Origin of the sequence: Pseudomonas sp. NFX1 (genome assembly GCF_051123555.1) — a bacterium.
GTDB lineage: Bacteria > Pseudomonadota > Gammaproteobacteria > Pseudomonadales > Pseudomonadaceae > Aquipseudomonas > Aquipseudomonas capeferrum.
In genome coordinates this window covers 1760973-1776997 of sequence record NZ_CP169366.1, presented here as the reverse complement: position 1 = coordinate 1776997, position 16025 = coordinate 1760973, and the positions used below count along the sequence as shown (strand labels likewise).

The following is a 16025-nucleotide window of genomic DNA, read 5'->3' as shown; positions in this document are numbered from 1 at the left end:
GCGGCATCGTTTGGGCGCAGGGTCAGCGAAGCGATCGCGACATCAGCCACTGCGCCTTGCCCCAGGCCTCGAACTGCTCGATCACCGCCCAGCCTCGCTTGGCATAGTAAGCCTGTTTGTCACTGGTGTGCAGGTATAAGGTTTCTAGGCCGGTGTCACGTGCGTGGGTACATATGCCCTCGATCAACTGCTCGGCGATACCGGCACCTCTGGCTGCCGGGTCCACGAACACGCAGGCGAGCCAGGGGCCTAGCTCCGGGCGGGACGGCAGGTCTTCCTTGGCGAGGGCAGCGCCACCCAGCAAGTGGTCTTGATCCAGTGCGACCAAGCATTGCCATTGGCCATTGCCCTGGCCTTGCGCGAAGTCCAGCTGCCATTGGGCGAGGTCAATGTCCTCGAACTCATACTGGAATTGTTGATGAATCCATTGAGCGAATGTGTCGCAATGGTTCATATGGTTTTCTAGCCAGTCAATTTGAGGCATGGGCGTCCTGCGCTGATCAAGCTGTAAAGCGCATCATCACACACCATTGAAGAGGGTGTGGCAAGTCCAGCTAGCTCGCGTTTTACACGGTTTGGTTCAACGCTAAGCGGGGTCCGTGTCTGACGTTTCGATGTCGCCACCCTGCACCTGGAGCACTGAGCCTTTATCATCCGTAGCCAACAACCCAGTGCCTTGCACAGTGTCAGGCTGCAACTCTGCAAGTGGCATGTCTGCGCTACGAAAGATGACGCGGCTTTCGTCGCCCGTCTTCAATGTGTGGAGGCTGCCGTTCTGGTAGAAGAAAACCGTGCGGTCGGTTGGCATAGGGTAGGGTCCTTGCTGTGTACCAGGTGGGTGAACATCCGTAAGGCAAACTATCTTCCCCCTTTACGGTTTTCGCTACTGGCAGAATTGACAGGTGCCGGCGCGCTTGTACTTAAGCAACATGCCCAGGCATGGACAAACGCTGAGTGTCCACGACCTTGGTTGATTGGTACCCGTGCGTAACCCTCGGTAGAATGCCGCGTACCCCTAATGGCCAATTGCAAATGCCTACATTTCGTATCTTCTTCAGCGTTTTCATGGCTGCCAGCCTTGCCGGTTGCGCAACGCCAGGTAAACCCACAGCCAGCAAGCTGACACATAAAACCCCCGCGCAGTTTGCCGCGTGCGTGATGCCGAAGTGGCGAGCACTGGCGCCACTTGCCAACCAGAAGTCCATCGCCCACGGCTATCGGTTGACGGCGCCCAGCGCGGTGGCCTCTGACGATGTGCTGGAGGTAGTCGACGTACGTGACGGTAGCCGGGCAACGTTCTACAAGGGCAGTTTCCTGTCAGGCGACAAGCTGCGCGTGGCGGCCAGGGAGTGTCTGGACTGAGGTCAGTAATCCGCGCCGCCCATGTTGGTCACTGGCTGCCTGGCCTTGTGCTGGGCATTGCGCCACTTGGCGCAGGTCTTGAAGCCGGTTCTGTCTACTGTTAGACGGCACAAGGCTGCATTGGGGCAGCCTTGTGCTGTGTGCCAATCATCTCATTTCGAGCTTGTTATTCATCCGCTCACATTGCATTTGCGCATCGGTTCTGCTCGGGTAACTGGGTTTCAGCCGCTCCTTCGCCAAGTTGTCATAGATGTCGAAGCCGCCGCTTACGGTAGCCGCGTAATAGCGGCTAGCGATGCGGAAGGACTCCTTTTCGATGGGTACCGCCGGAACGATAACGAATCTTGGTTGCATGTTTCGTGCCTCCCCAGGCAGAGACTTAAGTATTAGTCTCGCAATGGGTAACCATCAAGGAGGCTCATGAAGAAACGACGAATAGTTCAAGTGGCAAAAATGCAGAGGCAGGCCGAAGGCCGGGGAACGGGTACGAAATGCGCAGGTCTGAAAGACACAGCACCTGTATGGAAAACGGTGTGTACTTAGTTTTTGGACAGATCTAGACCCTTCAGTCGCTTTGTGTAAGGTTTATGTAAAAGCGTCCGCTGCGCGTACAAGGATCGGTATCGTGTTTTGTACTGTCCAGTCCAAAGTAGCAAATGATGAACACACTTCCGTCGCAGCCAAGCGCTGAACGCGGGGCGTTCTCCAGTTTCGAGGCGTGTCGCAATACCCAGCAAGGCCCCGTGGTAATTCTGGCTTCGGGCGCCTCAGCCAAGCATTTCCCCCTGGGCGAATTTGCCCATCTACCGATCATCGCCATGAATGGTTCAGTTGCCATGACTGCCGAGCATGGCGTGAAGCCGTTCTTTTACGTGTGCACCGACAAGAGCTTTGGCCAACAGCAACCAGCGCTGTTCGCCACCGCCCTGCGTGACAGCCAGCGCCTGGCGTTATGGCCAGAGCAGTTCGAAGGTGCCGATATTCCTGCCGCCAGCGAATGCTATGCCTTGCACAAGGCGCACATGCCAGGCTTGCTCGACGGTATGCGCGGGCACGGTGACAGTTGTGTCTGCAACCGAGCGTTGTGGAGCAAACGAGCCCGCTCCATTGCCTTCAGCAAAGACCTGTCGCAGGGCTTTTTCGATGCCCGCACGGTCGCTTATGTGGCCCTGCAACTGGCGTATCACCTGGGTTTTGAAGAGGTGTTGCTGGTGGGCGTAGATCTTGATCAGACGGTAGGGCGCTTCTACGAAACCGCCGAAGGTGAACACTCGCCCTGCGGCCTGGACCAACATTGGGACAGCCGTATCCTGCCGTCACTGACGCTGATGGCGCGGCAAGTGGTCAATGAGCACTTTCACGTCTACAACCTGTCGGCGGCTTCGCGTATTCCGACCGAGCTGATCCCCAAGGTCAACCTGTCCGAAGCCAGGCGCATTGCCGGTTGCGCGATTGGTTGAGCAAGAAAGCGGGTGCGCACAGCCTTGTGCATGGGTAGAGTGCGCTGACCGTACCGCACTCAGCAGGAGCCCCCTATGTCCAGCGCCTTCACCTTGATGCAATCGCCCGTCGGCACGCTGACGCTGGTGGCCCGCGGCGAGCGTCTGGCAGCAGTTTTGTGGGAGGAGGAGCGGGAGAACCGCGTGCGGCTCGGCGCCCTTCATCGCGATGATCACTGCCCGGTTCTGCTGGACACCGCCCGCCAGTTGGGCGAGTACTTCGCTGGCAAGCGTCGGCGCTTCGACCTGGCGTTGGACTTCGCTGGCACGCCGTTTCAGCGTGAAGTGTGGGCTGCATTGCTGGCCATTCCCTTCGGCGAAACCCGCAGCTACGGTGACATTGCCCGACAGATCGGTAACCCCAGCGCTGTCCGTGCGGTGGGCGCAGCCAATGGGCGCAACCCGATCTCGATCATTGCGCCATGCCATCGGGTGATCGGCGCTTCGGGCAGCCTTACCGGCTTTGCCGGCGGGCTTGCGGCAAAGCAATACCTGCTGGCGCTGGAAGGGCGGCAGAGCCTGGCCTTGGCGCTTTGAGCCGGGCCACCGCAAGGTATCGATCAGCCAAACCAACTCGCGATCAGGCAAGCCACCAGCGCAAGCGCTGAGCCCGCCATCAAGGTGTACTGCCTGTGGGCCCGTCGTGCCTGCGGCCTGACCTCGCGCAGGTACTCGCCAGGGGTCGGGGCATCGGGCCGGTGGCGCAGGCCTTCAGCGATATTGGCCAGTTGGCCCTGGATCAACAACCCGACCAGGTAATGAGTCGACACGTAGCTCGCCAGCATCACTAACAGATACTTCACGCAGGGAGTGCCCTCAAAGGTACGGCAGTCGCGCTGGCGTTGGCGGTATCCAGCACGATCAGCCCTTCGCAGCGGTCATCCAAGCTGGCCAGCAGCCGGCCTTGGCTGTCCCAGGCCGCCGACCCGCCTGCGCCAATGAAGGTATCGGCCGGCCCCACGCAGTTGGCCATCAATACGCCAAGGCCCAGCTGGCGCGCGACCTCGGGGTAATGCTCATGACCTTCGCGAATACCCTTGGCCGTTTTTGCCACACTCACGAGGTACACTTGCGCACCCTGTGCGTGAGCCTCTGCCGCATGTTCGATGAACATCGACTCGTAACAAATGGCGGGCGCCACCCGATGCCCAGCCACGTCCAGGAGCAAGGGCTGATCACCTGTGGTGAAGTAGGGCAGCTCGTCGCTGTGCAGGCGTTGTTTGGCATAGGCCTGGCGAGGCGCACCCGGGCTGAAGATTGGCATGCCGATCTGGACGCCGTCAGGTGTCGGCAAGGGCAGCCCTACGGCGACCGTGATGCCATGTCGATCGCACAGCGCCTGCAGCGGGTCGAGCCGCGACGAAGACAGCGGCAAGGCGACCTGGCGGGCCAAGGTCGGCTCGTAGCCGGTCAGCGACAGTTCAGGAAACACCACCAGCTCGGCACCCAGCGCCACCGCCTGCTCGATGCAGACAAGGTGGCGTTCGAGGTTGCCCTGTAGGTCGCCCTTGAGCGATGCCAATTGCACGGCGCAGAGTTTCATCTACAGCTCCTTCCCTGGTACAGACAGAAAGGCCGAGCATACTATCGGTGGCAACACCTGTACCAGTGAAGGGTTTTTCAGGAAGCCGGATGCGGCGCGAAGCGCTGGCGGAACCAGTCGTTCAGCATCGCCTTTTCGGCATACAGGCGGTCGCTGCTGCTGGTTACGCGCCCGGGGCGGCTGAGGTACATCTTGTCGCTGACCCGCTCCTGGGCTTGCTGGGCAGGTTTGCCGGGCTGGCTGAGGGTGTAGCTGAGGTCGATGGTCGGCCAGGTGATTTCGCGCATGAAGCGCACATCGTAGGCACGGCTGTGCCAAGGCTCGTAGCGGCCAGCCAGGTCGATGTCACGGATGTCGATGACCAGTTGCTGGTCCGCCTGCAAGTAGCGCTGGCCAAGCTTCTGCAGGTACTCGGTCAGGGACTTCATGACATAGGCATCGGCCCCGCGCTCGTATCCGGGGCTGTCGAGGCTGGCATCGCGAAATTTTTCGGGGTGGTCGAAACGCACCTCGACCTGCGCGGCCGGGGCGCCTTGTGCCATGCTGTTCAGTGAAAGCGCCATGAGCACGGCACACACAAGGGCGGTACGCATGATGCACCTCCGGGACGGTTTGCGTGTAGCTCCATTCTACGCCTGGCAGGGCAGTGCCAGCAGAGGAAGATTGTAATGAGTCGGTTTCTACGGCTAGCCGCCAATACCCAGGGGCGCGACCTGGCGGTAGGCGACATCCACGGGCACTTCGGGCGCCTTGTGATGTGCCTGGAGCAGGCTGGGTTCGACCCAGCGGTAGACCGCTTGTTCAGCGTCGGCGACCTGGTCGACCGTGGCCCTCACAGTGAAGCAGCGCTGCAATGGTTGGACCGGCCTTGGTTCCACGCGGTGCAAGGTAACCATGAGGCGCTGGCGATTACCTACCTGCGCGGTGGCCGGCTCGACCTGCAGATGTATCGCGCCGCCGGTGGTGGCTGGTTTCTCGACCTGCCCAGAAGCGAGCAGGTGCGTTTCGTCGAACGCTTCGAGCAATTGCCGATCGCCATGGAGGTCGAAAACGAGCGGGGACTGATCGGCCTGTTGCATGCCGACAGCCCGTTCGCCGACTGGGCCGTTCTGCGCACCTGGCTGGAGCTGGATGACGACCCCGAAGTGCGTGAAGTTTGCCAATGGTCGCGGCGCCGGCTCAAGGAGGGCGACACCCAACCCGTGCACGGCGTCCGCGCCTTGCTGGTCGGGCACACGCCCGTGCTGCAAGCCAAGCTGCTGGGTAATGTCTGGCACCTGGATACCGGCGGTTGGGCCAATGGCCATTTCAGCCTGATCGACCTGGCAACCCTTGAACTGGTCAGCCCCGGGCAAGGTGCAGGGCCAGCCCCACTGCCAACACGATCAGCATGACCCCTGAGGCCCGTTCCAGCCATGGCAAGGTGCGCGCGAAACGCTGCAACACGCGTTGATTGCCAATGGCCACGGCTACCAGCAGGTCCCAGAGCAGTACCATGCTGAACATCCAGCTCGCATAGACCACTTTCCAGCCGACGCTGCTGCTGGCCACCATGCTGGCGAGGCTGGCATAGAACAGGGCGTTCTTGGGGTTGAGAATGCCCGACAGAAACCCCAGCACCACGCTGCGCCACCAGCCCGGCACCGCCCCATTGCCGACTACGGCGACCAGGCTGGAGCGCCCCGCATGGCGCAAGAACTGGGTGCCGATGTACAGCAGGTAGGCCGCGCCGGCCAGCTGCAAGCCGATGAACAGCGGGCTGCCTTCACGCAGTATCGACAGGCCGGTGAACGCCATGGCGATGAAGGCGCCATTGGCCAGTGCGATGCCCAGGCAGGCGCCGCTGGCGATTCGCCAACCGCCGCTGATCGAAGTGCGGGCGACCAGGAAAAAGTCCGGGCCGGGTGAAAGCAGGGCAAGGAAGTGGGCGAGGGCGATGATCAGCAACTGCTCCATGGACGGTACGACTCCGGCTGGGGAAAGCCGTAGTCTGGCGTCGCGCCGGGTGAGCGTATTGAAGATTATTGCGTGCCCCGGTATTGCCCCGGCGTCACCCCCACATGCGCCTTGAACACCCGCTGAAAATGGCTTTGGTCGGCAAACCCGAGCAGGTAGGCGACCTCCGCCAACGCTTGGCCCTGGTTCAGCAGCTGCCGCCCGCGGTTGACCCTGGCATTGAGCAGGTAGGCATGCGGGGTCAGCCCGGTGGCGCCGCGGAACACACGGATCAACTGATAGCGCCCCAGCCCCGACTCCCGGGCCAGTAGCTCGAGGCTCAAGCGTGCAGGGTCGGCTGCCTCTATACGCTCGACCAGCCCACTGAGCATGGACGCCCCCAGCGCGGGTTCCGCCTCCAGTGTGGGGTGTACGCAGAAGTCCTGATCGCCCATGAAGGCAATCAGCGCCGCCTCTTTCTCGCCATGGCTGGCCGTGGAAAACAGCAGTGCATTCAGTGCGCAGAATTGACGGTACAGGGCGGGCGCGCGGCTGATGCGGGCCGGCTCGCCAGGTTGTGCACCGCGCAGCCCAGACTCCTGGCGCAGGTGCGTCAACCAGCCGGCATCCACATGCAGCATCTGGTAGCTCCAGGCCTGCCCCGGCTCAGGGTTGCAGGCGTGTACACGCCTTGCCGGCACCATCACCAAGGTGCCGGGTGTCAGGCGCTGCGTAGCACGGCCCGCGCCGGTGAAAAGGCTGAAGCCGGCATCCACTGCGCCCATGGAGAAGGTCGGATGGCTATGCGCCTTGTAGCAGGCCCGGCTGTGGCAGGCGCGGCGGCTTTCGACGAAGGGCAGGGCAGCATCGCGCCAGATAGAGGCTTGTGAGCGGGGCATGAAGGGGTCCTCGGCAAGGGCGAAAGCTTAACAGTTGCAGGTGACCCATACAGTTTCTTCGCCTGGCTGTAGCTTGACCCCGCGCGCGTCAGCCGTCGAAATAAGCGCTTGATGTCATAGGAAAACAAAAATGGACCTTTCCAGCCTGCTGCTGTTCATCCCTGCCTGCTTCGCCCTGAACATGGCGCCCGGGCCCAACAACCTGCTGTCTTTGCACAATGCCAGCCGCTATGGCCTGCGCACGGCCTGCGTGGCCGGCGGTGGCCGCATTGTCGCCTTCAGCGGCATGATCGCGCTGGCCGCCATGGGCTTGGCGGTGGTGCTGCATACCAGCGAATACCTGTTTCTCGCCATCAAGGTGATCGGCGCTGCCTACCTGTTCTACATCGCCTGGCAGCTGTGGCGGGCACCGGTGGCTGAGGCCGTGGTCGCGGCTGACCATCCACGCGGCACCTGGCGCCTGGCGCGGCAGGAGTTCTGGGTGGCAGCGGGCAACCCCAAGGCCATTCTGATCTTCACGGCCTTCCTGCCCCAGTTCGTATCGGTCGGCAGCGCCACGCCGGTCAGTGAGCAATTCTTGTGGCTCGGTGTGATGTTCCTGCTGCTGGAGTGGGCGGCCATCGCCATTTATGCAGGCCTTGGCACCTATATGCAGCGTTGGTTCAGCCAGCCAGGGCCGCGCCGGCTGTTCAACCGGGTCAGCGCCGCCTTGCTGGGCTGCGCTGGCCTTGGTCTGCTGGCGGCGCGCCGCTAGAACTGCCAGCGCACCCCCAGGTTGACGCCGCTGGCTTCCTGCTGGCGGCTGTCCAGGTTGGCGCTGTAGTGCACCCCGCCATGCAGGCTCAGGGCTTCGCTGACCTGCGCCACCACACCGCTTTCCAGTTGCACCGAGGTATAGCGGTAGTCGGTCTTGATCGTATCGACATCATCGAAGGTCAAAGTGTCGCGGCCACCGTCGCCGTGCCACAGGTTGACCTGCGCATAGGGCTGTAGCAAGCGCCCGCTGGTACCCGTGAAGGTGCCTTCAAGGCGCACGCCCAGGCGCGCGGTCAGTTCTACCTGCGCGTCATGGCTGATGCGCGAGACGCTGTCGCTGGCGGTGTCGAGCGAGACCTTCTGGGCGATCAGCTGGGCTTGTGGCTCCAAGGACCAGCGTGGCGACATGGCGATCGGGTAGCCGGCCTCCAGCGAAGCGGCCCAGGCATGGCCGTCGAGGTCCAGTTTGTCGCCACGGTGCGAGCGCGCCCGGCCATCCAGGGCGGTGTATTGCAGCACGGCATCCAGATACCCGCGCTGTGGCCCGACCAGCGTCCAGTAAGCACCAACGCTATCGCCATCGAGCTTCAGGTCACCGACGCTGCGGTCTTGCACCGCCAGGGCGAAACCTTTGACGTCGGCGTCAAGGCGACTGTGGCTGACGTAAAGGCCGACCTGCTGGCGATAGCCGCTGTCACTGACCTTGGCATACAGGTCCTGGCCTACCTTGAAGCCATACAGATCGCCGTCCAGGCCAGGGCTGACCGTGCCGCTCCATTGCTGGCGCAGGGTACCGCCGTAGGCTTGGCCCCAGCTGGCTGCGAGGCCCCCTTGGCCGGCCAGCAACTGTTGATCGCCCTGGCGCTGGTGGAAGGTGCCCAAGGCTTGCCGGGCAATGATCGCGGCGCCTCTGGGGGCGGCGGCGTATACAGGCACTTCGGGCCGGTACAGTGCCAAGGGTTTACCCTGCACCGGCAGCGGCAAATCAGCTTGACCGGGCGCCGCCGCGGCGACGGGCGGGGTGGCAGCAGGTGCGATCACGGGCGGCTCCCCGGGTTGCGGCGCTGGTGCTGGAGCGGGTGGGGCGACCAAGGTCGAGCGCAGGTACCAGCTGTTTTCGCTGCCCGCCGTGACGCCGCCCTTGAACAGGCGATAGTCGTAGGCACCCACCGAAAGGGTCTGGGTCTGGACGAAGGCGCTGGCGCTGCTGGTGGCACCGTCGCGGGCTTCGACCACTTCAATACCATTGTGCGCGGTGGACGCGCCTGCGCCCCCCAGGTTGTTGATCTGCAAGCCGGTCGTGCCGGTGATTTTGCCCTGGCTGACCACCAGGCGGTCGGAGGCTGCCCCGTCCGCCGCCAATACGCTGTTCAGGCGCAGGGTGCCGTTGTTGCCTGCGTAATCGCCCTGAACGGTCAGTCGCCCTTGGGCGTCGTTGCCACGTGTGAGGTCGATCAGGCCAGCGTTTGTGACGGCTACCTTGTTTGCGCTCTGGATGCTTGTGATGCTGCCCTGGCGGGCGATCAGCGCGCTGCTTGCATCGATTTTCAAGGCGCCAGTGCCCGTTGCAGGCAGGGTGTCGGTGCCCAGGTCGCCCAGGGTCAAGGTGTCGTCCAGGGTGAACTGGCTACCGTTGGCCAGCGCGACAGACTCCCAGTTGGCGTACAACGCCCCGCGCGTCATCTGGCTACGGTTGAACACCAGCGTGTCATTGCCGGCGCCACCGTCGACGCTGATATTCAAGGTGTTGGCGTTGAGGCTGTCGAGGCGTGCGCTGTCATCGCCGATACCCATGTCGACCCGGCCACCGATGCTGCCGCCGGACCAGGTGAAGCTGTCGTTACCCGCGCTGGCCAGCACATTGCCCTTCAGCGCGCCGCCACTGATGGTGATGATGTCCTGGCCGCCGCTGGTGCTGATGTTGCCGCCGATCGAGCCCCCGCGCAGCAGGATGGTGTCGTTGCCAAAACCGCTCACCAGGTTGCCGTCGATCTGCGTCACCACGGGCGTGTCCTGGGACATCTCGAAGTAGTTGTCAGCCAGCTTCAAGTCAACCCGGCCTATTTGGCCGCCAGAGAACACGGCATGATCGCCATCCTCGAAGGCGCCGACGATGCGCCCGCCAGACATCGTGAAGTCATCGAACCCTTGCCCCTGGTTCAATGACTGCACTGTGCCCCCGGTCATGGTGAAGGTGTCGATCTGCTGGGTTTGCACGAGGGCACCGAGGGTGTCGCCGGGCGAGACCGTCAGTGATGCTGGATGGCCAAGCGAGGGCAGTACCAGCAGAGGCAATGCAGCAGGTGCGAGCAGGCGGTAGTAACGCATAGGCAGGTCTCCGGGCCCTTGGGAAAGGGACCACTACCTGAAGCGGCACATGAACGTGCCGCCTCGGTCCTGCCTGAGTTGTAGGGAAATGCCCGGCGTTGAACAACTGGCAAAAATACTAGGTGGCGTGTTGCCACCCTGTGGTTGTCAATCGCGATAGAAGGTTTGCACCAGGTGGTAGCCGAACTTGCTCTTGATTGGCCCGTGCACCACGCGCAGCGGCTTTTTGAAGATCACCTGGTCGATCGCCCCGACCATCTGGCCGGGGCGCACCTCACCCAGGTCACCGCCGCGCTTGCCTGACGGGCAAATGGAAAACTTCTTCGCCAGCACATCGAAAGCCTCGCCATTGGCGATGCGCTGCTTGAGCTTTTCGGCTTCGTCAGCGGTCTTGACCAGGATGTGGCGGGCTTGAGCTTTCATGGGGCACCTGTGCTTCGGGGTAAAAAAAGGGCGCCATTATGCCTGATCGTGCAGCGCGCTTACTCCACTTTTGCCTTTTGCACGTCTTGCGAAGCCGACCATACGCGGTAGCGCACCTCGACCCCTTTGGGCACATACACCACTACCGGCAACTTGCTGTTGTAGCGCAGCATGAAGCCTTCACCGACCACGGGCACAAACGCGTCGGTCTTCTTGCCATCCGGGCAGGCCATCAGCGTACTGGCCGGGCCGCCGACCTTGTCCAGACGGTAGTAGTTGTAGCCCCAGCCTTCAAGGGTACGTTCTTCGAGGTTGCCACCCAGGTGCTGGCGGTTGCAGTCGACCTTGAGCGTCTTGCCCGCGAGGATCTCCAGTTTGTGGGCCGCTTCATCAGCCTGGGCGGGCAGGTGGATGACCTGCCGGGTGTAGCCTTTTTCCGCCTCGGGATAGGGCGCGACGTCCTTCAAGCTGGCGGCCATCGCCGGAGCGGCAGCAGCCAGGGTCAAGGTCAGGATCGCGGAAAGTGTGATTGGGCGCATTAAGGCCTCCTTGCAGTTGAAAGGTGCGAGACCCTTGCCAGATCAGGGCCAGCCCTCACTGGGCCAACCAGCCGCCATCGACATTCCAGGCGGCTCCGCGGACCTGGCTTGCGGCCTCGCTGCACAGAAATAGTACCAGCTCGCCCAACTGCTCGGGCGTGACGAAGGCCAATGAAGGTTGCTTCTCGACCAGCAGGTCCTGTTGTGCCTGCTGCGCGTCGACACCGTTGGCGGCGCGATCGTCGATCTGCTTTTGCACCAGCGGGGTCAGCACCCAGCCCGGGCAGATGGCATTGCAGGTGACATTGCTGGTGGCGGTTTCCAGCCCCACGACCTTGGTCAGGCCGACCACGCCATGCTTGGCGGCCACGTAGGCGGCCTTGCCGGTGGAGCCGACCAGGCCATGTACCGAGGCGATATTGACGATGCGTCCCCAGTTGCGCGCGCGCATGCCGGGCAGGGCCAGGCGGGTGCCGTGAAATACCGCCGACAGGTTCAGGGCGATGATCTTGTCCCAGCTTTCGACCGGAAACTGCTCCACCGGGGCCACGTGCTGGATACCGGCGTTGTTGACGAGGATGTCCACGCCACCGAATTGCCGTTCGGCGAGGGCGAACAGGGCTTCGATCTGCGCCACGTCCGACAGGTCGGCGGGGTGGTGGGCGACCTTCACGCCGTGGCGGGCAATTTCGGCCAGTGCCGGCGCCGGGTCGCCAAAACCATTGAGCAGAATGTCGGCCCCGGCGCGGGCCAGCACCTGGGCGATACCCAGGCCGATGCCGCTGGTGGAGCCGGTGACGAGTGCAGTCTTGCCTTTGAGGGTCATGCGGATGCTCCCTGTCTACGTGATCAAACTGTCTGAGGCGGCTGTTACCCGCGTGGGTCGAACGCCTCACGCAGTGCATCGCCGATGAATACCAGCAACGACAGCACCAGTGCCAGCGCGAAAAACGCGGTAAACCCAAGCCAAGGGGCCTCCAGGTGCTGCTTGCCCTGGGTCACCAACTCGCCCAGCGAAGCACTCCCGGCCGGCATGCCGAAGCCCAGAAAGTCCAGCGCGGTCAAGGTGGTGATCGCCCCGGTCAACATGAACGGTACATACGTCAGCGTGGCATTCATGGCATTGGGCAGGATGTGCCGCAGCATCACCTGGCTGTCGGGCAGCCCCAACGCGCGCGCGGCTTTGACGTACTCAAGGTTGCGCCCCCGAAGAAACTCGGCACGCACCACGTCGACCAGGGCCAGCCAGGAGAACAGCGCCATGATCCCCAGCAACCACCAGAAGTCCGGTTCGACGAAGCCGCTGAGAATGATCAGCAGGTACAGCACCGGCAAGCCCGACCAGACCTCCAGCAGGCGCTGCCCGAGCAGGTCGACCCAACCACCGTGATAGCCCTGCAAGGCCCCTGCGGTCACACCAATCAGCACGCTGACCACGGTCAAGGCAAAGGCGAACAGCAGCGATACCCGGGTGCCGTACAGCACCCGCGCCAGCACGTCACGCCCCTGGTCGTCGGTACCCAGCCAGTTGGCTGCGCTGGGCGGGCTGGGGGTCGGCACTTGCAAATCGTAGTTCGGCGTGTCGGCACTGAACGGGATCGGTGCGAACAGCATCCAGCCACCCTGGCTGTCGATCAGCTGGCGGACGTAGGCACTGCGGTAGTCCGGCTGAAACGGCAACTGGCCGCCGAATTGCTGCTCGGTGTAACGCTTGAGCGCCGGGGTGTACAGCTCGCCTTTGTAGCCAAGCAGCAAGGGTTTGTCATTGGCCACCAGCTCCGCGCCCAGGCTCAGCAGCAAAAGGCCGGCGAACAGCCACAGCGACACCCAGCCAACGCGGTTGCGGCGAAAGCGTTGCAGGCGGCGGCGCGAGACGGGCGAGAGCATCAGTTGGCCCTCGTGTCGAAGTCGATGCGCGGGTCGAGCAAGGTGTAGCACAAGTCGCCGATCAGGCGGATCAACAAACCTGCCAAGGTAAAGATGAACAGCGTGCCGAACACCACCGGGTAGTCGCGCGACACGGCCGCTTCATAGCTCATCCGCCCAAGCCCATCGAGGGAAAAGATCACTTCGATCAACAGCGACCCTGCGAAAAACACCGTGATCAACGCCTGCGGCAGCCCAGCCACCACCAGCAGCATGGCATTGCGCAACACATGGCCGTAGAGCACGCGGCGTTCGCTCAGGCCCTTGGCCCGGGCGGTGACCACGTACTGGCGGGAAATCTCGTCGAGAAAGGCATTTTTGGTCAGCAGCGTCAGGGTGGCGAAACCGCCGATCACCAGTGCGCCGACCGGCAGCACCAGGTGCCAGAAATAGTCGGCGACCTTGCCCAGCAGGCTCAACTGGTCGAAGTTCTCCGATACCAGGCCGCGCACCGGGAACCAGTTCAGCGACGTGCCACCGGCAAACAGCACGATCAGCAACAAGGCGAACAGAAACGAGGGCAGGGCATAGCCGATCACGATCAGCGCGCTGCTCCAGGCATCGAACCGGCTGCCGTGGCGCACGGCCTTGCGGATGCCCAACGGGATAGACACCAGGTAGGTGATGAGCGTGGCCCAGAAGCCCAGTGACAAGGTGACCGGCAGCTTGTCGAGGATCAGGTCGGTGACCTTGGCCCCGCGAAAGAAGCTCTGGCCGAAGTCGAGCCGGGCGTACTGGCCGAGCATCAGCCACAGGCGCTCGGGGGCTGACTTGTCGAAGCCGTACTGGCGCTTGATCTCTTCGATCAGCTTCGGGTCCAGGCCACGGGTGGCCCGCGATTCGCTGTGCACCCCTTCGGCGCGCGCGCCTGGCGCGCCGCCGCCGATGCCCTGCAGCCGCGCCACCGCCTGCTCTACCGGGCCGCCCGGCGCAGCCTGGACAATGGCGAAGTTGACCAACAGAATCGCCAGCAGGGTCGGGATGATCAGCAACAGGCGACGCAGCACATAGGCGGTCATGGGGTGGCCTGCCTGCGTTCGGCCATCTGCGCGTTGGTCAGCGCGGTAGGGCTGACTTCCCACCAAGTGTCCAGGCCTTCGTCATAGGTGGCCTGCACCTTGGGCAGGCCGAAGCGGTTCCACCAGAGGGTGGAACTGCCGGGTGGGTAGTAGTTGGGGATCCAGTAGTAGTTCCACTGCAGCACGCGGTCCAAGGCATGGGCATGGCGGAGCATGTCGGCTTGCGTACTGGCGCGCACCAGGCCATCGACCAGGCTGTCGACGGCCGGGTCCTGGAGCACCATCAGGTTGTTCGAGCCGGGGTCGTGGGCCGCTGCCGAGCCAAAGTAGTTGTACAGCTCGGCGCCGGGCGACAGCGTCACCGGGTAGCCGGTGACGATCATGTCGTAGTCACGGGCCATCAGGCGGTTGACGTACTGGGCCGAGTCGACATTGCGGATGTTGAGGGTCACACCGATCTGCGCCAGGTTACGTTTCCAGGGCAGCAGCAGGCGCTCCAGGCCAGCCTGGCCATTGAGGAAGGTGAATTCCAGCGGCTCGCCGTGGGCGTTCACCAGGCGATCGCCCTCGGGGCGCCAGCCGGCTTGCTCAAGCAAGGCCAGCGCTTGCAACTGCTGAGTGCGGACAATGCCAGAGCCATCGGTAACCGGGGCCGTGAAAACGCGAGTGAAGACCTCATCAGGTACCTTGCCGCGCAGCGGTTCCAGCAGTTCCAGCTCGCTGGCGTCCGGCAGTTTGCGGGCTGCCAGCGGGGTGTTGGAAAACACGCTCTGCTGGCGGATGTAGAGGTTGCGCATCATCTGCCGGTTGCTCCACTCGTAGTCCCAGAGCATGCCCAGCGCCTGGCGCACGCGGCGGTCGTGGAACTGCGGCTTGTCCAGGTTGAACACGTAACCTTGGGCGACTTGCGGTTTGGCCGGCCCCAGGTGTGCCCGCTGCAGGCGGCCGTCGTCCAGCTGTGCGCCGTTGTAGCCTAGGGTGTAGCCGGTGGCGGAGAATTCGCGGTTGTAGTCGTAGCCGCCGCCTTTGAGCACCTGGCGCGCCACTTCGGTGTCGCCGAAGTACTCGATGCGCAGCCTGTCGAAGTTGAAGCGGCCACGGCTGACAGGCAGGTCTTTGGCCCACCAGTTGGGGTCCCGTTCAAACGTGATGCTGCGGCCATTGTCGATCGGCCCAATGCGGTACGGGCCGCTGCCCACCGGCCGCTCGAATCCGCCGCCGTTGGCGAAATCGCGCTGCTGCCAGTCATGCTCGGGCAGCACCGGCAGGCTCGCCAAGTCCAGCGGCAGGGTGCGGCCGTGGCCTTGCCTGAAGTCGAAGCGCACGCGATGGGGGCCTTCGACCGTCACCCCGACGACATCGGCGAACTGCGTGCGGTACTTGAGGCTGCCCTTGCGCATCAGCAGCTCGAAGGTAAAGCGCACGTCTTCGGCGCGCACCGGCTTGCCGTCGGCGAAGGTGGCGCGCGGGTCGATCTCGAAGCGCAGCCAGGCATCTTCGGGGCCGCGTTCCATGCGCCGGGCGATCAGGCCATAAACGGTGTAGGGTTCATCGAACGCGCGCACGGCCAGCGGCGCGTACAGCCAGCCATCGACTTCGCTGACGCCGGTGCCCTTGTCGATGTACGGCAGAATGTGGTCGAACTGGCCAATCTCGAGGGCCGAGCGGCGTAGCATGCCGCCCTTGGGGGCGTCGGGGTTGGTGTAGTCGAAATGGCGGAAGGTGTCGCTGTAGCGGGGGGCTTCGCCATAGACGGTCAAGGCGTGGCTGGGGCCGGCGTGGGCGGGCTGGGCCAG

20 protein-coding genes are annotated in these 16025 nt (G+C 63.3%); 5 read left to right on the top strand and 15 right to left on the bottom strand.

Annotated features, from left to right (window positions below; translation table 11 throughout):
- Nucleotides 1-22 precede the first annotated feature (22 nt).
- Together DJ563_RS07675 and DJ563_RS07670 are read right to left on the bottom strand one after the other, a co-directional pair.
- Nucleotides 23-484 carry a GNAT family N-acetyltransferase gene (locus DJ563_RS07675; RefSeq protein WP_434519186.1) on the bottom strand — a complete coding sequence of 154 codons (462 nt, stop codon included), beginning with the start codon at nt 482-484 and terminating at the stop codon, nt 23-25.
- 102 nt (nt 485-586) lie between these two features.
- Entirely contained in the window at nt 587-808 is a 222-nt protein-coding gene (locus tag DJ563_RS07670) for a hypothetical protein (protein ID WP_274098448.1), read from the bottom strand.
- Between the two features lie 194 nt (nt 809-1002).
- On the opposite strand from DJ563_RS07670, the gene DJ563_RS07665 reads away from it, so the two are divergent.
- The gene (locus DJ563_RS07665; protein ID WP_274098447.1) at nt 1003-1362 is read left to right on the top strand and encodes a hypothetical protein; all 360 of its coding nucleotides are present in this window, start codon (nt 1003-1005) and stop codon (nt 1360-1362) included.
- 147 nt (nt 1363-1509) lie between these two features.
- Here the strand turns inward: DJ563_RS07665 and DJ563_RS07660 are convergent, their stop codons facing one another.
- Nucleotides 1510-1716: a hypothetical protein gene (locus tag DJ563_RS07660; RefSeq protein ID WP_033698116.1), complete on the bottom strand. Its 207-nt coding sequence runs from the start codon at nt 1714-1716 to the stop codon at nt 1510-1512.
- 305 nt (nt 1717-2021) lie between these two features.
- On the opposite strand from DJ563_RS07660, the gene DJ563_RS07655 reads away from it, so the two are divergent.
- Nucleotides 2022-2822, top strand: a complete 801-nt coding sequence (locus DJ563_RS07655; protein WP_434519185.1) for a lipopolysaccharide biosynthesis protein — start codon at nt 2022-2024, stop codon at nt 2820-2822.
- A 75-nt stretch (nt 2823-2897) separates the two neighbouring features.
- Nucleotides 2898-3398 carry a methylated-DNA--[protein]-cysteine S-methyltransferase gene (locus DJ563_RS07650; protein WP_274098446.1) on the top strand — a complete coding sequence of 167 codons (501 nt, stop codon included), beginning with the start codon at nt 2898-2900 and terminating at the stop codon, nt 3396-3398.
- A gap of 23 nt (nt 3399-3421) precedes the next feature.
- Here DJ563_RS07650 and DJ563_RS07645 read toward each other — a convergent pair whose 3' ends face one another.
- The 3 genes from DJ563_RS07645 to DJ563_RS07635 all read right to left on the bottom strand — a co-directional run bounded on the left by DJ563_RS07645 (nt 3422) and on the right by DJ563_RS07635 (nt 4997).
- Nucleotides 3422-3646 (bottom strand): hypothetical protein, encoded by a 225-nt coding sequence (locus DJ563_RS07645; RefSeq protein WP_274098461.1) that lies wholly within the window; start codon nt 3644-3646, stop codon nt 3422-3424.
- 14 nt (nt 3647-3660) lie between these two features.
- Nucleotides 3661-4404, bottom strand: coding sequence for a carbon-nitrogen hydrolase family protein (locus tag DJ563_RS07640; RefSeq protein WP_274098445.1), 744 nt, complete (start codon nt 4402-4404; stop codon nt 3661-3663).
- A gap of 77 nt (nt 4405-4481) precedes the next feature.
- Complete coding sequence (locus DJ563_RS07635) at nt 4482-4997, bottom strand: DUF3016 domain-containing protein (protein ID WP_274098444.1); 516 nt, start codon at nt 4995-4997, stop codon at nt 4482-4484.
- 75 nt (nt 4998-5072) lie between these two features.
- Between DJ563_RS07635 and DJ563_RS07630 the strand changes: the two genes are divergently transcribed.
- Nucleotides 5073-5798, top strand: a complete 726-nt coding sequence (locus DJ563_RS07630) for a metallophosphoesterase (protein WP_274098443.1) — start codon at nt 5073-5075, stop codon at nt 5796-5798.
- Here DJ563_RS07630 and DJ563_RS07625 read toward each other — a convergent pair.
- Nucleotides 5746-6360 (bottom strand): LysE family translocator, encoded by a 615-nt coding sequence (locus DJ563_RS07625; RefSeq protein ID WP_434519184.1) that lies wholly within the window; start codon nt 6358-6360, stop codon nt 5746-5748. The two genes, DJ563_RS07630 and DJ563_RS07625, sit on opposite strands and share 53 nt — an antisense overlap.
- Before the next feature lie 65 nt (nt 6361-6425).
- Nucleotides 6426-7238: an AraC family transcriptional regulator gene (locus tag DJ563_RS07620; protein ID WP_434519183.1), complete on the bottom strand. Its 813-nt coding sequence runs from the start codon at nt 7236-7238 to the stop codon at nt 6426-6428.
- Between the two features lie 130 nt (nt 7239-7368).
- On the opposite strand from DJ563_RS07620, the gene DJ563_RS07615 reads away from it, so the two are divergent.
- The gene (locus tag DJ563_RS07615; protein WP_274098440.1) at nt 7369-7992 is read left to right on the top strand and encodes a LysE family translocator; all 624 of its coding nucleotides are present in this window, start codon (nt 7369-7371) and stop codon (nt 7990-7992) included.
- Here DJ563_RS07615 and DJ563_RS07610 read toward each other — a convergent pair.
- The 7 genes from DJ563_RS07610 to DJ563_RS07580 all read right to left on the bottom strand — a co-directional run bounded on the left by DJ563_RS07610 (nt 7989) and on the right by DJ563_RS07580 (nt 16025).
- Nucleotides 7989-10322, bottom strand: coding sequence for an autotransporter outer membrane beta-barrel domain-containing protein (locus DJ563_RS07610; protein ID WP_434519182.1), 2334 nt, complete (start codon nt 10320-10322; stop codon nt 7989-7991). The genes DJ563_RS07615 and DJ563_RS07610 overlap by 4 nt on opposite strands.
- 147 nt (nt 10323-10469) lie before the next feature.
- On the bottom strand, nt 10470-10745 hold the full coding sequence (locus DJ563_RS07605; protein WP_016499499.1) for a peptidylprolyl isomerase: 276 nt from the start codon (nt 10743-10745) through the stop codon (nt 10470-10472).
- A 59-nt stretch (nt 10746-10804) separates the two neighbouring features.
- Nucleotides 10805-11284, bottom strand: coding sequence for a serine protease inhibitor ecotin (gene eco, locus DJ563_RS07600; protein ID WP_434519181.1), 480 nt, complete (start codon nt 11282-11284; stop codon nt 10805-10807).
- A gap of 55 nt (nt 11285-11339) precedes the next feature.
- Complete coding sequence (gene hbdH, locus DJ563_RS07595) at nt 11340-12110, bottom strand: 3-hydroxybutyrate dehydrogenase (RefSeq protein WP_434519180.1); 771 nt, start codon at nt 12108-12110, stop codon at nt 11340-11342.
- A 44-nt stretch (nt 12111-12154) separates the two neighbouring features.
- Nucleotides 12155-13171 (bottom strand): ABC transporter permease, encoded by a 1017-nt coding sequence (locus DJ563_RS07590; protein ID WP_434519179.1) that lies wholly within the window; start codon nt 13169-13171, stop codon nt 12155-12157.
- Complete coding sequence (locus tag DJ563_RS07585) at nt 13171-14229, bottom strand: microcin C ABC transporter permease YejB (protein WP_274098436.1); 1059 nt, start codon at nt 14227-14229, stop codon at nt 13171-13173. Before DJ563_RS07585 ends, DJ563_RS07590 begins: the two co-directional genes overlap by 1 nt.
- A complete protein-coding gene (locus tag DJ563_RS07580) occupies nt 14226-16025 on the bottom strand; it encodes an extracellular solute-binding protein (protein WP_434519704.1) in 1800 nt (599 codons plus the stop codon). Before DJ563_RS07580 ends, DJ563_RS07585 begins: the two co-directional genes overlap by 4 nt.

Bases quoted from the DNA above. Each gene is read 5' to 3' on its own strand.
- DJ563_RS07675 (WP_434519186.1), bottom strand. From the start codon at position 484: ATGCCTCAAATTGACTGGCTAGAAAACCATATGAACCATTGCGACACA.
- DJ563_RS07670 (WP_274098448.1), bottom strand. From the start codon at position 808: ATGCCAACCGACCGCACGGTTTTCTTCTACCAGAACGGCAGCCTCCAC.
- DJ563_RS07665 (WP_274098447.1), top strand. From the start codon at position 1,003: ATGCCGCGTACCCCTAATGGCCAATTGCAAATGCCTACATTTCGTATC.
- DJ563_RS07660 (WP_033698116.1), bottom strand. From the start codon at position 1,716: ATGCAACCAAGATTCGTTATCGTTCCGGCGGTACCCATCGAAAAGGAG.
- DJ563_RS07655 (WP_434519185.1), top strand. From the start codon at position 2,022: ATGAACACACTTCCGTCGCAGCCAAGCGCTGAACGCGGGGCGTTCTCC.
- DJ563_RS07650 (WP_274098446.1), top strand. From the start codon at position 2,898: ATGTCCAGCGCCTTCACCTTGATGCAATCGCCCGTCGGCACGCTGACG.
- DJ563_RS07645 (WP_274098461.1), bottom strand. From the start codon at position 3,646: ATGCTGGCGAGCTACGTGTCGACTCATTACCTGGTCGGGTTGTTGATC.
- DJ563_RS07640 (WP_274098445.1), bottom strand. From the start codon at position 4,404: ATGAAACTCTGCGCCGTGCAATTGGCATCGCTCAAGGGCGACCTACAG.
- DJ563_RS07635 (WP_274098444.1), bottom strand. From the start codon at position 4,997: ATGCGTACCGCCCTTGTGTGTGCCGTGCTCATGGCGCTTTCACTGAAC.
- DJ563_RS07630 (WP_274098443.1), top strand. From the start codon at position 5,073: ATGAGTCGGTTTCTACGGCTAGCCGCCAATACCCAGGGGCGCGACCTG.
- DJ563_RS07625 (WP_434519184.1), bottom strand. From the start codon at position 6,360: ATGGAGCAGTTGCTGATCATCGCCCTCGCCCACTTCCTTGCCCTGCTT.
- DJ563_RS07620 (WP_434519183.1), bottom strand. From the start codon at position 7,238: ATGCCCCGCTCACAAGCCTCTATCTGGCGCGATGCTGCCCTGCCCTTC.
- DJ563_RS07615 (WP_274098440.1), top strand. From the start codon at position 7,369: ATGGACCTTTCCAGCCTGCTGCTGTTCATCCCTGCCTGCTTCGCCCTG.
- DJ563_RS07610 (WP_434519182.1), bottom strand. From the start codon at position 10,322: ATGCGTTACTACCGCCTGCTCGCACCTGCTGCATTGCCTCTGCTGGTA.
- DJ563_RS07605 (WP_016499499.1), bottom strand. From the start codon at position 10,745: ATGAAAGCTCAAGCCCGCCACATCCTGGTCAAGACCGCTGACGAAGCC.
- eco (WP_434519181.1), bottom strand. From the start codon at position 11,284: ATGCGCCCAATCACACTTTCCGCGATCCTGACCTTGACCCTGGCTGCT.
- hbdH (WP_434519180.1), bottom strand. From the start codon at position 12,110: ATGACCCTCAAAGGCAAGACTGCACTCGTCACCGGCTCCACCAGCGGC.
- DJ563_RS07590 (WP_434519179.1), bottom strand. From the start codon at position 13,171: ATGCTCTCGCCCGTCTCGCGCCGCCGCCTGCAACGCTTTCGCCGCAAC.
- DJ563_RS07585 (WP_274098436.1), bottom strand. From the start codon at position 14,229: ATGACCGCCTATGTGCTGCGTCGCCTGTTGCTGATCATCCCGACCCTG.